This is a genomic window from Streptomyces sp. XM4193 (assembly GCF_023072595.1).
Classification (GTDB): domain Bacteria; phylum Actinomycetota; class Actinomycetes; order Streptomycetales; family Streptomycetaceae; genus Streptomyces.
The window spans coordinates 66,591-82,560 of record NZ_JALLGK010000004.1; the positions used below are offsets into that span (position 1 = coordinate 66,591).

The 15,970-nt window shown below is 74.0% G+C and carries 8 protein-coding genes; 1 reads left to right on the forward strand and 7 read right to left on the reverse strand.

Annotated elements, in window-relative coordinates; genetic code table 11:
* Positions 1 to 18: 18 nt before the first annotated feature.
* The 7 genes from MTQ01_RS13450 to MTQ01_RS13480 form a co-directional block, all read right to left on the reverse strand.
* Entirely contained in the window at positions 19 to 5,298 is a 5,280-nt protein-coding gene (locus MTQ01_RS13450) for a type I polyketide synthase (protein ID WP_247490085.1), read from the reverse strand.
* A 175-nt stretch (positions 5,299 to 5,473) separates the two neighbouring features.
* A complete protein-coding gene (gene pabB, locus MTQ01_RS13455; protein WP_247490087.1) occupies positions 5,474 to 7,597 on the reverse strand; it encodes an aminodeoxychorismate synthase component I in 2,124 nt (707 codons plus the stop codon).
* A 202-nt stretch (positions 7,598 to 7,799) separates the two neighbouring features.
* Positions 7,800 to 8,558, reverse strand: coding sequence for a thioesterase II family protein (locus MTQ01_RS13460; protein ID WP_247490089.1), 759 nt, complete (start codon positions 8,556 to 8,558; stop codon positions 7,800 to 7,802).
* 64 nt (positions 8,559 to 8,622) lie between these two features.
* Positions 8,623 to 8,817 (reverse strand): ferredoxin, encoded by a 195-nt coding sequence (locus MTQ01_RS13465; RefSeq protein WP_247490091.1) that lies wholly within the window; start codon positions 8,815 to 8,817, stop codon positions 8,623 to 8,625.
* A gap of 76 nt (positions 8,818 to 8,893) precedes the next feature.
* Positions 8,894 to 10,075 (reverse strand): cytochrome P450, encoded by a 1,182-nt coding sequence (locus MTQ01_RS13470; protein WP_247490093.1) that lies wholly within the window; start codon positions 10,073 to 10,075, stop codon positions 8,894 to 8,896.
* Positions 10,076 to 10,187: 112 nt separating this feature from the next.
* Positions 10,188 to 11,246 (reverse strand): DegT/DnrJ/EryC1/StrS aminotransferase family protein, encoded by a 1,059-nt coding sequence (locus MTQ01_RS13475; protein ID WP_247490668.1) that lies wholly within the window; start codon positions 11,244 to 11,246, stop codon positions 10,188 to 10,190.
* A 59-nt stretch (positions 11,247 to 11,305) separates the two neighbouring features.
* Complete coding sequence (locus tag MTQ01_RS13480) at positions 11,306 to 12,682, reverse strand: glycosyltransferase (protein ID WP_247490095.1); 1,377 nt, start codon at positions 12,680 to 12,682, stop codon at positions 11,306 to 11,308.
* Between the two features lie 326 nt (positions 12,683 to 13,008).
* On the opposite strand from MTQ01_RS13480, the gene MTQ01_RS13485 reads away from it, so the two are divergent.
* Positions 13,009 to 15,897: a LuxR family transcriptional regulator gene (locus MTQ01_RS13485; RefSeq protein ID WP_247490097.1), complete on the forward strand. Its 2,889-nt coding sequence runs from the start codon at positions 13,009 to 13,011 to the stop codon at positions 15,895 to 15,897.
* Positions 15,898 to 15,970: the final 73 nt, after the last annotated feature.

Genomic DNA, 15,970 nt, shown 5'->3' on the forward strand with positions numbered 1-15,970 from the left:
CCGGGGGACGCGGCGCGCTCACGCCGGGTCGCCGTCCATGAGGCGGAACAGTTCCTCGTCGGAGGCGTCGGCCACGTCGAAGGTTCCCGTGCCCCGGTCCGTGCCGTGTGCCTGGGCGCCGCCCCTGGACGGTGTCCAGCGGCCCGCCAGGGCCCGCAGCCGGGCCGCGGTGTCCGAGTCGACGGTCGCGCCGGAGACGAGCAGCGTCTCCAACTCGTCGACCAGGGCGGCCGGATCACGGCGGGGGCGCGGGCGGGTGTCCCGCAGCGCGTCGCACACCAGCCTGGCCACCGCGCCGGGGGAGGGATGGTCGAAGACCAGGGTGGGCGGCAGTCGGACGCCGGTGGCGGCGGTCAGCCGGTTGCGCAGCTCCACGGCGGTGACCGAGGTGACCCCCAGCTCGGTGAAGGCGACTTCGGCTCCCGCGTCGGACGGCAGCCCGCCGCCGGTCACCGCCGCGAGTTCGCCCCGGACCAACTCCGTGACCAGGCTCTCGGCCTCGGAGTCGGTGAGCCCGGCCAGCCGTTCGGCCAGCTCCGGGCCCGTGCCGGCCGCTCCGGCCCCGTCCGGGAGCGGACCGGTGACGACGGCGCCCAGCGGCACCGACGCCAGCCAGTACGCCTCGTGCCGGAAGGCGTAGGTGGGCAGCGTCACCGTCCTGGCGCCCGGCAGCGCCGCCCGCCAGTCCACGGGCAGCCCGAGCGCGTGCAGGCGCACCGCGCAGGCGAGCGCGGACCCGGCCTCGTCGGCGCCGCCGCGCAGCACCGGCAACACGGCGGGCGCGGTGTCGGGGTCGCGGTCGCCGAGGCACTCGCCGACCATCGGGGTGAGGGCCGCCTCCGGCCCCAACTCGACGTACACGCCGGTGTGTTCGGCGTCGAGAGTCGCGACCGCGTCGGCGAACCTGACGGTGTCCCTGGCGTGCCGCACCCAGTACTCGGGGTCGACCGCCTCCTGAGCGGTGAGCGGCCTGCCGGTCACCCCGGAGACCACGGGCATCGCGGGTGCCGCGAAGGAGAGTTCGGCGACCGTAGCCCGGAACTCGGCGAGCATCGGATCCATCAGCGGCGAGTGGAACGCGTGGCTGACCACCAGCCGCCGCGTCTTGTGCCCGCGCGCCGCGGCCTCGGCGACCAGCGCGGATATCGCGTCCTCGGCGCCGGAAAGCACCACGGAGGACGGCCCGTTGACGGCGGCCACCACGACCTCGGGGGCGCACTCCGCGAGCAGCGCGCCCGCCTCCGCCTCGGTGCAGCGCACCGCGACCATCGCGCCGCCCGGCGGCAGCGCCTCCATCAGCCGCCCGCGCGCGGCGACCAGGGCGCACGCGTCGGCGAGCGACAGCACCCCGGCGACCTGTGCGGCGGCGATCTCGCCGACGGAGTGTCCGACCAGCCGGTCGGGGACCACGCCCCAGGACTCCAGCAGCCGGTACAGGGCGACCTCGAAGGCGAACAGTGCGGGCTGGGCGTACCCGGTGCGGTCCAGCAGCGCGGCGTCCGTGCTCTCCGGGTCGGCCCGCAGCACCTCGGACAGCGGCCGCTCCAGGAGCGGGTCGAGGAGCGCGCACACCTCGCGCAGCGCGGTGTCGAAGACCGGGAACGCGGCGGCCAACCCCTGGCCCATGCCCGGGCGTTGACTGCCCTGACCGGTGAAGACGAACGCCGTCTCCCGGCCGCCGCCCCGCGGACCGCGTCCGGCGCTCCCCGGCGTCTCGCCGCGCGCGAACGCCTCGGCGGAGGCGAGGAGTCCGGCCCGGTCCGAGCCGGTCAGCACGGCCGTGTGGGGGTGCACGGCGCGGGTGGTGAGGAGCGAGTGGGCGATGTCCGCGGCGGAGACCTCCGGATGCGCGGCGGCGTACCCGGCGAGCCGCCGGGCCTGTCCGCGCAGCGCGTCCGGGTCCTTCGCCGACACCAGCCACGGCGCCACGGGCGCGCCGTCCGCGCCGTCCGCGGCGCCCTCGGGCACCTCCGGGCCCGGGTCGGCGGCGGGCGCCTCCTCCAGGACCAGGTGCGCGTTGGTGCCGCTGATGCCGAAGGAGGAGATCCCGGCCCGGCGCGGGCGGCCGTCCTCGCGGGGCCAGTCCCGCGCCCGGGACAGCAGTCGCACGGTGCCCGCGCTCCAGTCGACCCGGGTGGTCGGGGTGTCCGCGTGCAGGGTGCGCGGGAGTTGCTCGTGCTCCAGGGCCAGCACCATCTTCATGAGGGCGGCGGCGCCCGCGGCCGCCTGGGTGTGGCCCAGGTTGGACTTGACGGAGCCCAGCCACAGCGGCCGTCCTTCGGGGCGCTCGCTCCCGTAGGTGGCCAGCAGCGCCTCGGCCTCGATGGGGTCGCCGAGTGTGGTGCCGGTGCCGTGCGCCTCGACGGCGTCGACCTCGTCGGCGCCGATCCCCGCGTCGGCGAGGGCCTGCCGGACGACCCGCTGCTGCGCGGGGCCGTTGGGGGCGGTGAGCCCGTTGGAGGCGCCGTCCTGGTTGACGGCGGAGCCGCGGATCACGGCGAGTACGGGGTGGCCGTTGCGGCGGGCGTCGGAGAGCCGCTCCAGGACGAACAGCCCGGCCCCCTCCGACCAGGCCGCGCCGTCGGCGCCGTCGCCGAAGGACTTGCAGCGGCCGTCGGGGGACAGGCCCCGCAGCCGGGAGAAGCCGACGAAGGCGGCGGGCGTGGACATCACCGCGACCCCGCCGGCCAGCGCCAGGTCCGACTCGCCGGACCGCAGCGAGCGGCACGCCAGGTGCAGGGCGACCAGGGACGAGGAGCAGGCGGTGTCGACGGTGAGGGCCGGGCCGCTCAGTCCCAGGGTGTAGGCGATCCGGCCGGAGAGCGCGCCGCCGGCGGTGCCCACCGGCAGCAGGCTCTCCAGCTCGCCCGCGGGGTCGGCGGCTCCCGCCGCGTAGTCGTGGTACATCGCGCCGGTGAACACACCGGTCCGGCTGCCCGCCAGGGTCGCCGGGTCGAGCCTGGCGCGTTCGACCGCCTCCCAGGCGGTCTCCAGGAGCAGCCGCTGCTGCGGGTCGGTGGCGAGCGCCTCACGCGCGGACATCCCGAAGAACCCGGCGTCGAAGTGGGCGGCGTCGCGCAGGAATCCGCCCTCGTGGGCCACCGAGGTACCGGGGGCGTCGGCGCCCTCGGGGGTGTCGGCGAAGAGGGCGTCGAGGTCCCAACCGCGGTCCTCGGGGAAGCCGGTGACGGCGTCGGTGCCCTCGCGCAGCAGCTCCCAGAGCGCCTCGGGCGAGGTGGCGCCGCCGGGCAGCCGGCAGGCCATGGAGACGATCGCGACGGGCTCGTCGGCGTCCGCGGGCCGGGCGGTCTCCGCGGTCTGCGGCCCGTTGAGGCCGGCCAGTTCGCGGGCCAGCTCCTGCGGAGTGGGGTGGTCGAAGGCCAGCCCGGCGGGCAGGGTCAGTCCGGTCGCCTCGGCGAGCGCGTTGCGCAGCCGTACGGAGGCGACAGAGTCCAGGCCGTGGGCGCGGAAGGTGACGTCGGGGCCGATCGGGGCGGCGGGGGCGTCCTTGCCCGGTACGGCGGCCAGCACCTCGGTGACGGCTTCGACGACCAGGGCCAGCGCGTCCCGCAGGGTTGGGCGCGGCGTGTGCTCCCCGCCGCCGGCGGGCTGGTCGGTGCTCTGGGCCAGGTGCTGTTCGAGCGCCCGGCGGTGGACCTTCCCGGCCGGGGTGAGGGGCAGCGCGGGCAGCGCCACGACCTCCAGCGGGATCTTGTACTCGGCGGTCCCGGACGCCCGCAGGAACGCCGTGACGTCCCCCAGCGAGACGGTGCCGCGTCCCGAAGTGCCGGACGCTGCCGAGGCGTTGGACGCTGCCGGTGTGCCGGACGCTGCCGGGGTGTCGCTCGGCGCGGTCCGTTCGGTGACCACCAGGACCGGGTACTCGCCCAGCCGCGGATCGGGTCGGGCGACGACGGCGAGCGGGCCGATGTCCGGCATGTCCGCGAGCAGGGTCTGGATCTCCACCGCGTTGAACTTGCGGCCGCCCACGTTGATCAGCTCCGCCGACCGGCCGTGGAAGGAGACCAGCCCGGTGGCGCCGATCGAGGCGAGGTCGCCGGTGCGCAGCCAGCCGTCCTCGGTCAGCACCGAGCGGGTGAGCTCAGGTTCCCCGTAGTAGCCGTGGAACAGGGTGGGCCCGCGGTACTGCAGCTCGCCCGGTTCACCGGGCGGGCACGGCAGCCCGTCCTCGCCGATGACCCGCATCTCGGAGTCCCTGACGGGTCGGCCCACGCTGCCGGAGGCCACCTCCGGCGGGTCGGCGGCCAGGCTGCTGGTGCCGTTGCCCGCCTCCGACATGCCCCACACCACGATCAGCGTGGTGTCCAGGGTCTGCCGCACCTCGCGCACCAGCGCGGGCGGCAGCGCGGCCCCCGCGGTGAGGATCCGGTCGGGCCGCAGCCCGCCGCTGTCCGGCAGACGCTTTGCCCGGGTCACGATGTCGTGCAGCTGGGCGGGCACCGCGACGACCACGCTCGGGTCGTGCCGCGCGGCCATTTCCATGAACCGCTCGCCGTCCCAGGTGCGCAGCAGCACGTGACGGCCGGCGCGGAAGAGCGCCGAGTACACCGACTGGAGTCCGAAGCAGTGGGTCAGCGGGCACGCGGTCAGCACGGTCCCCGCGAACGCCTCGGCGGAGTCCTCGGTGGCCGCCCGCGAGTTGGTGAGCAGCGTGTCGTGCGAGTGCAGACAGATCTTGGGCCGCGCCGAAGTGGTGCCGGACGAGGGCAGCAGCAGGAACGGCGACTCGGGCCGCACGTCGACGGGTTCGGGCTGCTGCCCTGCCCACCGGGTGAGCAGACCGCTGACGGTCTGTTCACCGGGAGCCGCCTCGTCCCCGGCGACCAGCACGGTCCGCAGCGAGGGCACCGCCTCGCGCAGCGCGGTCGCCGAGAGCGGGCCCGCGTCCTCGCGGTCGCGCGGCGGCAGCGCGACCGCGGCGGGCCGTACCCGCTCCAGGAGCGCCAGCACGTCGACGGGGGCGTTGCCCTGGTGGACCGGCATGGTGACGGCGCCGATCGAGGCGGCCGCCAGATGCAGCGTCAGGTACTCCCAGCAGTTGGGCAGGTGCAGGGCGAGTACGTCACCGGGGCCCACTCCGGCGGCCTGGAGGCCGCGCGCCAGCGCGTCCACCTCGGTGCGCCAGGTGTTCCAGGTCAGTGTGCGGTCGTCGGCGAGCAGGGCGACGGAGTCGGCGCCCCGGCGCACGGCTGTGTCGAACACCGTGGGCAGGGTCAGCCCGTCCAGGGCGCGACCGGGGGGATCGATCAGATAGTCGTGGGTGTGGACGGGCACCATCACTCCCGGGGGTCGAGCGTCGCCGTCATGGAGAGAGAACCGCTCCAGACTCTTGCCGCGCGGGCCGTGTTTTCCCTAGAGATGCCCGGGGAAGCGGCGCGGAGCGGCCGGGCGGGGAACGGGGGCGGGTCCGGCGACCGCCTCCGGCCGCCGGACCGCACCGCGGCAACGGGCCCTAGGGAAGCGCCGGTTCCTGCGCGTGTCCCTGGGGCCGGGACGCGTCGTCGGGCGTGTCGCGGCCCGGGAACCCGGCGCCCAGCAGCCGCAGCAGCGGGGTCGCCTTGACGGCCGTCTCCTCGAACTCGGCGGCCGGGTCGGAGAGGGCGATGACGGCGCCGCCGACGCCGTAGCGCAGCCGGTTGCCGCTGAGCACCATGGTGCGGATGACGATCGACAGATCGACGGAGCCGGTCAGCGAGAAGTAGCCGATGGCGCCCGAGTAGACGCCGCGGGGGCCGCCCTCCAGGCGGTCGATGATCTCCATGGTGCGGATCTTGGGGGCGCCGGTCATCGACCCGCCGGGGAACGCCGCCCGCACCGCGGCCACCGGACTGCTGTCCGCGTGCAGCCTGGCCCGCACGGTGCTCACCAACTGGTGGACGCTCGCGTAGGACTCCACCTGGAAGACCGGGTCGGCGACGACCGATCCGACCGCCGCGCAGCGGCCCAGGTCGTGCCGGACCAGATCGACGATCATCAGGTTCTCGGCGCGGTCCTTCTCGCACGTCGCCAGGTCGTCGGCGAGCAGGGCGTCGGCCTCCGGGGTGGCGCCGCGCGGCCGAGTGCCCTTGATGGGCTTGGACTCCATGGCGCCGTGCCGGTCGATGCGCAGGAAGCGCTCGGGCGAGCTGCTGAGCACCGCGACCGGCCCGAAGTGCAGGAACGCGGCGAACGGTGCCGCGCTCACGCGCCGCAGGGCCCGGTAGGCCTGCCACGGGTCGAGGTCGGTCTCGGTCTCTGCCATGTTGGTGAGGCAGACCTCGTAGGTCTCGCCCGCGGCGATCTCCTGCTGGCAGACGTCGATCAGCTTGAGGTAGGCGTCCCGGTCGTGGCGCAGCTCCACCGGCCCCGTGGTGCATTCGAGAGTCTCGGCGCACGGGCCGGGTCGCTGTCCCGCGATGCCGCGCAGGGTGTCGGCGGCGTCGGCGAGCCAGGCGCGTGCCGCGTCTTCCCGGCCGTCCTCGGCGAGGGCCAGCAGATAGCCGGTGTCGCTGTGGTGGTCGACGACCAGGGCCCGATCTGCGAAGACGAGGGTGGCGTCGGGGTCGGGGGAGCGGTGCGCGGCCTCGCCGTCGCACTCGGCCTTGAGCTCGTAGCCGAGGTAGCCGACCCAGCCCAGGGCGAACTCGAAGGGCAGCGGGGGCACTTGGGTGCGCAGCCCGGCCAGGTCCTGCTCCAGCCAGGTCAGGAACGGGCTGTCGACGGTGCGGGTGGCGCCGTCTTCGGTGACGGTGACGGTGCCCGCGGTGACGTCGGCCTTGGCGATCCTGGCGAGCGGGCCCGAGGCGTCGCCCAGCACCGAGAGCCGGCCGAGACGGTCGTCGGGGCGGCTGCTGTCGAGCCAGAACGGGTGCTCGCCGCCCCGGAACAGGGCATCGAAGGCGACTTCCGCGTCGAAGCGGGCGGGCAGTTGCTCGACGAGCACCCGCAACTCCCGCACCGGCGGCTCCGGTTCGGGGGCGGTCGGGCGGGCGGAGGCGGCGGCGCGGTTCCGGGGGCGGCCGTGGCGTTCGGTGAGGCCGCGGAAGTTCTCCAGCAGCCGGTGCCCCTCGCGGGTGCCGATCGACTCGGGGTGGAACTGCACGCCCCACAGCGGCAGGGTGCGGTGGCGCAGCGCCATCAGCACGCCGTCCGGGGAGAACGCGGTGCCTTCGAGGTCCGGCGGCAGTTCGGTGACGGCCAGGGAGTGGTAGCGGACCACCTCCAGGGGCTGCGGCAGCCCTTCGAAGAGTCCGGTGCCGTCGTGCCGCACGGCGGAGGTCCTGCCGTGCCGGGGTTCCGGGGCGCGGCCCACGTGTGCCCCGTGTGCGAGTGCGATGCCCTGGTGGCCCAGGCACACGCCGAGCACCGGCAGCCGGCCCTCGGCGGCGATCTCGGCGCAGAGGCCGAAGTCGGCGGGGCGGTGCGGGGTGCCGGGGCCGGGGGAGAGGACGACGTTGTCGAACCCGTCGAGCAGCCCGGGCCGCCAGGCGGGGTCGTCGTTGCTGATGACCTCCGGCTCCCGCCCGTTGACCCGCGACAGGTAGTGGAAGAGGTTGTAGGTGAAGGAGTCGTAGTTGTCCACGAGAAGTGTGCGCATGGTGTCCTAGTCCAGGAGACGCGTGAGCGGAAAGTGACGTGGGAGGCGACGGACGGGGGTGCCGTCCGGCCGCGGGCGGTTCTCCTGCCGCGCGGCGGCCACGGCCGAGCCGGACGTGCTCGGGCACGGCGCCGGTCGGTGTGCTTCGGTCACGGCTCCAGCGCCTGCCCGGGAGGCGGCCCGTACCCCCCGGGCCGGACGCTCAGGAGGCCGGGGCCAGGGCGCGGGCGATCTCGGCCTGGACCGCGGCGAGATGCTGGACGAGGAAGAAGTGGCCGCCCGCGTAGGTCCGCAGTTGGTACCCGCCCGTGGTGTGGTCCTTCCAGCGCTCGGCCTCCTCGACGGTGGTGAGCGGGTCGGCGTCGCCGGTCAGAACGGTGAGGTCGCACGCCACACGGCGGTCGGCGGGGCAGGAGTACGTCTCGATGGCGCGGTAGTCGCCGCGCAGCGCGGGCAGCGCCATCCGCAGGATCTCCTCGTCGCCGAGGACACCGGCGGCGGTGCCGTTGAGACGCTTCATCTCGGCCACGATGCCGTCGTCGTCGCGCAGATGGACCTCCTCGGAGCGGGTGGTCGACGGGGCGCGGCGACCGGAGGCGATGACCTCGCGGGGGCCGGCGCCCTTCTGCTCCATCCGCCACGCCGTCTCGAACGCGAGGGCGGCGCCCATGCTGTGCCCGAAGAAGACGGTGGGCCGGTCGTCCAGCGCGAGCAGCTGCTCGGTGATCTGGTCGGCGAGGGTGCCCAGGTCCGCCACACAGGGTTCCTTGCGTCGGTCCTGGCGGCCGGGGTACTGGAGCGAGATCACCTCGGCGGTCGGCGCGAACCGCGCCGAGACCGGGTGGTAGAAGCTGGCGGAACCGCCGGCGTGCGGGAAGCAGACCAGCCGGACGGCGTCGGCGTCGGCCGGGTGGTAGCGCCGCAGCCAGCGGGCCGCGATCTCGTCAGCAGCGGTGGTCACGGTGTGTGTCCCTTCAGTGGTTCGCGCCGGCGGGAGCCCGCCGGCCGGGGGTCGGGCAGCGGTGTCAGTCCTCGTGGACGGTGATCGAGCGGGACGGGCACAGGTCGCCCGCCGCGCGGACCGCGTCCCGGTCCTGGCTGTCGGGACCCTCCGTCATCAGGACGACGACACCGTCGTCGTCCTGATCGAAGACGTCGGGCGCGTTCAGCACGCACTGGCCCGCTCCGACGCACTGGTCCCTGTCGACGGTGACACGCATGATCGTTGGCTCCTCAAGGTGGGATGGAGGTGTCCTGGTGGGGCCGGGACCGTCCGGCCCCACCGGGTGCCGGTGGCTACCAGCGCACCGGCAGCTCGTGCAGGCCGAACAGAATCCCGTCGTACTTGAACGCCAACTCGTCCATCGGAACGGCCAGTTCCAGGGTCGGGATCCGATCGAACAGCCTGCGGTAGGCGATCTCCATCTCGATCCGGACCAGGTTCTGTCCGAGGCACTGGTGGACGCCGTACCCGAACGCGATGTGCCGACGCTCGGTGCGCTCCGGGTTGAAGGCGTGCGGACAGCCGAAGGCCTCGGTGTCGTGGTTGGCGGCGGCGATCAGCGGGACGATGCCCTCGCCCTTGCGGATCTGCTGTCCGGCGATCTCCACGTCGTCGACGGCGACGCGCAGCGCGACCATGTCGGCCACCGAGTGCAGCCGCAGCAATTCCTCCACGACCCGGTCGCTGCCGATCCACTCCGGGTTGGACAACAGCGTCACCACTCCGAGGCCGATGTTGTTCGCGGTGGTCTCGTGCCCGGCGATCAGCAGGAGCAGCAGGACGCCGGAGAGTTCCTCGTGGCTGAGCTGGCCCGTCGACAGCAGCCGGCTGATCAGATCGTCGCCGCGCCACTTGTCCTTGATGGCGATGAGGCGGTTGATGTAGCGAAGCAACTCGCGGGTGGCGACGGCGCGTTGCTCGTCGGTCGAGGTGCGGATGGCGACCAGCGTGCGGGTGCGCGACTCGAAGAAGTCGCGGTCGGCGGAGGGCACTCCGAGCAGCGAGGAGATGACCAGGGACGGCACCGGCAGCGCGAAGTCCTCCACGAGGTCGGCGGTGTTGCCGCCGGCCAGCATGGCGTCGATGCGCTCGTCGACGGTCCGCTCCACGGCGGGCCGCAGCTCGCGCACCCGGCGCACGGTGAACTCGGGGATGAGTACCTTTCGGAACCGGTCGTGCTCCGGGGAGTCCAGCCCCACGAACCATCCGGGGATCTGGTCCTGCTTGGGGACGCCCATCGTCGCGCCGACGTTGGGGAACCCCTCGTTGTCGGGGTTGGCACTGATCCTGGGGTGGGTGAGCACCGCGCGCACGTCCTCGTGCCGGGTGACCAGCCAGATCGGCACGCCGTTCGGCAGATAGGACCTGACCAGGCCGCTCTGTCCGCGGTGGGAGGCGTACTGGGACAGCGGCAGCGGTTCCTCGGGCGTGCGCAACGGGAAGTCGACCACCGTGGGGCCGGGACTGGTCGTCATGTCCGCTCCTTGTTTCTCGTCCCGCCCTGGGCGGGTCTCGTGCTGTGGTCGGCGGACCGGGCCCGGTCGGGCCCGGCGGGCGGGTACGGGGGCCCGCAGCGGCGGGCCCCGGTCAGCCCCCGGTGTAGAACTCCCGGACGGCGCCGGTGATGTACTCCTGGTCGGCTGCGGTCAGTCCGGTGTGCGTGGGCAGGTAGAGGCCGTCCTCGCTGAACCGGTGGGCGTTGAGGGTCGGCCACACCGGGTCGAGGTAGCCGGGCTGGCGGCTCATCGGCTTGAAGAACAGCCGGGTCTCCACACCGCGCGCGTCGAGATGGGCGCGGAGCTCCTCCCGACGCTCGGCGCGCAGGTCGTACATCCACAGCACGTCGCGGGCCGGCATCAGCGTGATGCCGGGGATGTCCTTCAGGCCCGCGTCGTAGCGGGCCTCGATCTCCCGGCGGGTGGCGAGGATCTCGTCGAGCCGTTCGACCTGGGCCAGGGCGACGGCGCCCTGCATGGCCGTCATCCTGAAGTTGTAGGCCAGTTTCTTGTGTAGAAAGCTGTGGTCCCGCGTGAAGGCCATCGCCCGCAGATGCGCCATCTGCTGTGCCAGGCGCGGGTCCTCGGTGAGACAGACACCGCCCTCGCCGGCCGTGATGATCTTGTTGGCGAAGAGTGAGAAGCACGCGATGTCACCCACCGGACGCACCCCGTGTGCTTCCGCCGAGTCCTCCACCACACGCAGGTTGTACTGGTGCGCGAGGTCCATCACCGCGTCCATGTCGCAGCGCCGGCCGTAGATGTGCACCGGCATGATCGCCCGGGTGCGCGGGGTGATCTTCTCCTCGATCCGGGCGACGTCGATGTTCAGATCGTCACCGCAGTCCACGAAGACCGGGGTGGCGCCGGTGTAGGTGACGGCCCAGGCGGACGCCACCATGGTGAACTCCGGCACGATCACCTCGTCGCCCGGTCCGATGCCCAGCGCGCGCAGCGCGAGGGTGAGGGCGGAGGTGCCGGAGGAGCAGGCGACCCCGTGGGCGACGCCGTTCCACCGGGCGAAGGCTTCCTCGAACCGCTGGACGTACGGGCCCTGGGAGGAGATCCAGCCGCTGGACACGGCGTCGGTGACGTACTCCAGTTCCCGGCCGTCCAGATTCGGCCGGGAGACGGGGTGGGTGAAGGCCATGAAGTCCTCGCTGCTGTCGCTTGGCTGACGCGGAGTGGGGGCGGGCGGGGGCGGGATGCTCACGCCGAGGGGAGCAGGCCGACCACGAGGTCGGCGGCGGTCTTGCGCCCGCCGGCCGCCTTCTGGAGGGCGCCGAGCCGCTCGGCCCGCTCGCGGAACGACGGTTCGGTGGTGACGCGGGTGAGCTTGTCGACCACGTCGTCGGGGTCGACGGTGTGCGGCTTGTCCAGGGTCAGGCTGATGCCGAAGTCCCGGCCGCGGACTGCCTGGTCGAAGCAGTCCACCCACAGCGGGCGCACCACCTGGGGCTTACCGAAGTAGACGCCCTCGTGGTAGGCGTTGCCGCCGCCGTGCGAGAAGAACGCGGAGACCTTCGGGTGGGCGAGTACGTCCAGCTGCGAGGGAACCCAGCTCTCCACCCGCAGATTCGAGGGCAGCGACTCGGCGGGCGGCAGCAGATGCTGCTGTTCGGAGGGGAGCTTCCACAGGAACTGGTGGGTGTCCGCCATCCGGCGGGCCACCTCCACCAGGGACCCGACCTCCTCGCGGGTGAGCCGGGTGATGGTCCCGAACCCCATGTAGACCACCGAGGACTGCCGGTCGAGCCAGTCGGACACCTCGTTGTCGTCCGGCGCCTCGGGCAGCGGCGGCAGCAGAGCGCCCACCAGGTTCACCTTCTCCGGGATCTCGAAGGCGTAGTCCAGCTCCGCGACTGAGGAGCAGACCACGGCGGCAGCCCGGTCGACGCGGGTCATCGCATTGGGCGGGGCGATACCGAGTTCCTTGCGGATCGCCGCGTCCTCGCGCAGCACCTTGCCCATGTCCGGGTTCAGGAACATGCCCAGCGTGCGCCATTTGAACAGGGCGTTGTCCAGCTTCTGACGTGCCGACATCCGTTGCGGCAGCCCGGAGTTCGGGACCGGGAAACCCTTTGGCGTGTACGAGGCGCCGAACGGGTTGTGCGACGTCAGGACGTTGCTGGGCACGAACGGAACGTTGAGCACGTACGGGATGTTCCGGGCCAGGGCCAGATCGACGGCGAAACCGGCCACGCAGTCGACGACCAGCAGCGCCGGCTGCACCTCGTCCACGACCTTCTCCAACTCCCGGTACTTGCGGGCCTGAAGCGCGGGCTTGTACGACTGCCGGACCACCGCGCGGTGCGCCTTGAACCGGGAGGACTGGGTGACCTCGCGGTACACGTCGTCGTCCCAGGTCACCGCGGACAGCTCGGACACCACCTCGCCCAGCGAGGCGAACGAGACCGGCGACGCGTCGCCCAGCGCCTCCACGTCGCCGCGCCGGTGCTCGTCGGTGGCGAACCACAGATCGGGTACGCCCCGTCGGGCCAGCTCGCCCGCGAGCACCAGCAGCGGGTTGAGCAGCCCGCTCTCGGGGAGGCTGACGAAGAGGATCGGCCGGGCGGCGGAGGTCATGGAGGGAACGCCCTTTCGCGAAGTGACTGCCGGTGGTCGCCGCGGTCCGCCGGTCACCTGGGAACGGGCGCGGAAGTCGTGCGGGGCGCCGGCCGGGTTCGGACACGGGCGTTGCCCACCGCACTCTCACTTGATCTCATGGCGGCGACCGGGGAAATCCTTAGACTTCTGCTCCGGCGCCTCCCGAGGGCCTCGGAGTGTGCGTAGATGAGGTTCCGGCAGGGCATGTGCGCCTGATGGCCGGTGATCACCGCCGGCGGCGGGACTGCCCGCGCCACGGTCACCGGCCGCCGTGCCGGGCCGTGTCGAGGCGCGAGGGAGAGCAAGTGAGCGATCGGGCCAGTGCCGTCACCTCCGTACCGTCCCTGGTCGGACGGGCCGGTCAGCTGGAGTCCCTGGCCCGGCACGCCGCCGCCGCGCGCGCGGGTCGACCCCGACTGGTACTCGTGGACGGACCGGCCGGCGTGGGCAGGACCGCGCTGCTGCAGGCCGCCGCCGACGGCCCCTTCGCAGGCATGACCGTCCTGTACGGCGGCTGCCGCGCCGCCGAGGCCGCCACCGACTACAGCGGAGTCCGCGCACTGTACGGCCGACTCGGACTGACCAGCCGCAAGGGCCGCACCTCACCGCTCCTGGACGGCGGCGCCCGGCGCGCGCTCGCCGCCCTCGTCACCGACCCCGAGGACCCCGACCACCCCGGCGCCGCGCCCGACACCTTCTCGGTCCTCCAGGGCCTGTACCGACTCGCCGTCAACCTCATGGCCTCGGGCCCCCTGGTCCTGGTCCTGGACGACGCGCACTGGTGCGACGAACGCTCGCTGCACTGGCTGGACTTTCTGCTGCGCCGGGCCGACGGACTGCCGCTCCTGGTGGTGGCCGCCCACCGCACGGAGGCCGGAGCCGCGGGCCCCGAAGCCCTCGCCGGCCTGGCCGCCCACCATCTGCCGGAATCGCTGCGCCTGGGCCCGCTGGACGCCTCGGAGGTGGCCGAGCTGACCGCCGGGCACCTTCCCGGGGACCGGCCCGAGCCGGCGTTCGTGGGTCGGCTGGTCTCCGTCACCGGCGGCAACCCGCTGGCGGTCGTACGGCTGCTGGGCGAACTGCGCTCCGCCGGCCTGGGCCCCGACGAGGAGGGCGCCCGGCACATCACCGAGGCCGCTGGACAGGTCGTCGCCACCACCGTGCACGGGGTGCTCGCCGGCCGGCCCGGCTGGGTGCGCGAGGTGCTGCTCGCACTGGCCGTCCTCGGCGCCGAGGACACCGCCCACCTCGCCGCCCTCGCCGGACTCTCCACTCTGCACGTCGAGGAGGGCGTGGAGATCCTCGGACGGGCGGGGCTGGTCCGGATGGGCCGCCGCGAACCCGTCCACGAGCTGGTGCGCGCCGCCGTGCTCGACCAGCTCGACGCCGCCGGGGCGGCCCGGCTGCGGCTGCGGGCCGCCCGGCTGCTCAGCGACATCGGGCGTTGCCCCGAGGAGACCGCCGTCCAGCTCCTCGCGGTGCCCGGACCCGGCGACGCCTGGGCCACCTCCGTACTGCGAGCCGCTGCCGCCCGGGCCGAGCAGCGCGGCGCCGCCGAGGCCGCCGCCCGCTACCTGGAACGGGTGCGGGAGGCGGACCCGGACGACCCGGATGTGCCGGCCCGGCTCGGAAAGGCCCTCGCCGAGACCGATCCGAAGCGCGCGGTCGGTCTGCTGCAGGAGGCGCACGCCCGCACCACCGATGTCCGCGCCCGCGCCGCGACGGCGGTCCGGCTCGCCCTCACCTGCCTCAGCGTCCAGCGGTCCCCGGACGGGGCCCGGGTCCTGACCCGGGCGCTGGCGGACCTCGACAGGGAACTGGGAAGCGATCCCGAGCCCGCCGACCGCGAACTGCGCACCCTCGCCGAGTCCGCCCTGTTGATCGTCGGCGCCGACGAGAAGTCGACCCTCCCGGACGTTCTGCGCCGCACCGCGGGCCTCGCCCCGCCGCCCGGGGACACCCCCGCCCAGCGCCAGCAGCTCGCCATGCTCGGCGTGCTCGCCGCAGTCGACGGCCGCCATCCCGCCGCCGAGAGCGTGCGCAGGGCGCGCCGCGCGGTGCGCGCGCCCGGTGTCCCGCTCGGCCCGTCGTCGCTGCTGCCCGCCTCGCTCGCTCTCTCGCTCGCGGACGAGAACCGCGCCGCCGACGCCGCGGTGGAGACAGTGCTGCGCGGCAGCCGGGACACCGCCGCGGTGCGGACGTACGGGCTCGCCCTCGCCACCCGCTCGCTGTACCGCCTGGAGAACGGCGCGGTCGCCGACGCGCTGGCGGACGCCCAGAGCTCGCTGGAGATCCTCGGGGAGGACCGCGGGGACGACAGCGCGGTCAGGCCGTACACCGCGTACGCGGCAGCCCTCGCCGAACGCGGCGAGGCGGCACGGGCCGAGGATTCCCTCGTCGCCGTCAGACGGCCCCGGCTGGAGCGCTTCGTCTGGGAGTACCACTGGTACCTGATGGCACGTGGCCGGGTCCGGGCGGTCGCCGGCGATCCCGAAGGGGCGCTGGAGGCGTACCGCACCTGCGGCGACTCGCTGGACGCGGCGGGGCTGCGCAATCCGGTCTTCGCCCCCTGGTGGCTGGAGGCGGCCTGTCTGCTGGGCGGGCTCGGACGAGTCGCGGAGGCCCGCGAAGCCGCCGCCCACGGCGCGCCGTTGGCCGAGCGGTGGGGGACTCCGCGCGCCCTCGGGTACGCCGCCCTGGCCCGCGGCGCCGCCACGCCGGGCCCGGCCGGAATGGCGCTGCTGCGCGAGGCGGTCGCCCTGCTGGAGGGTTCGCCGGCGCGGGCCCAGCACGCGCGGGCGCTGCTGCTGCTCGGGCGGGCGACGCTGGCGGGCGGGTCGGTGCGGGAGGCGCGGGGTCATCTGCGGGAAGCGGTCGCACTGGCCCGGCGCGGCGGCTGCGTGGCACTTGCAAGGGAGGCAAGGGAGGACCTGGTCGAGGCGGGCGGCCGGATGCGGGAGATCACCGCGTCACCGCTGGACATGCTGACGGGCACCGAGCGCACGGTGGCCGGGCTGGTCGCCTCCGGAGCCGGCAACCGCGAGGTCGCCGAGTCCCTCTTCGTCACCGTACGCACGGTGGAGCTCCATCTGACCAGCGTCTACCGCAAGTTGGGCGTCGGCCGGCGCCGCGATCTGACGGAGACACTGCGCGCGGGCGGGCCGCCACCCGTTCTCTCCCGGGTGAGCGGCTGATCCGCGGAACTCCGGAGAACTCCGGGGAACTCCGCGGAACTCCGGGGAACTACGGAGAACACGGCGCGTCGAC